Consider the following 327-nt stretch of genomic DNA (forward strand, 5'->3'; position numbering starts at 1 on the left):
CCACAGCTGCGCCAGCACCGTCTCGAGCTCCCCGCGCGGCGCCTCGTAGCCCCGCCGCGCATAGGCATCGTCAGCCGGCGCCGGCAGTGCCTTGCGGTCCAGCTTGCCGTTCACCGTCAGCGGCAGCGCCGCCAGCGGCACGAACGCCGCCGGCACCATGTAGTCCGGCAGCTGCCCCACCAGATGCGCGCGCAGCGTCGCCGCAAGCTGCGCTTCCTGCGCCTCCGCTGCGGCCACCACATAGGCCACCAGCTGCGGCTCGCCGGCCCGCTCCTCGCGTGCCACCACCACCGCCTCGCGTACCCACGCATGCCCGCACAGGTGCGC

The 327-nt window shown here is 74.6% G+C and carries 1 protein-coding gene; it reads right to left on the minus strand.

Translation table 11 applies throughout. The features are described 5' to 3' along the window. A partial coding sequence (locus AB4Y34_RS42210) for a hypothetical protein (RefSeq protein ID WP_368719350.1) occupies positions 1 to 327 on the minus strand: 327 nt, incomplete at both ends.

This window comes from Paraburkholderia sp. BR10954 (assembly GCF_040965775.1).
In the GTDB taxonomy this organism is placed as follows: Bacteria; Pseudomonadota; Gammaproteobacteria; order Burkholderiales; family Burkholderiaceae; genus Paraburkholderia; species Paraburkholderia youngii.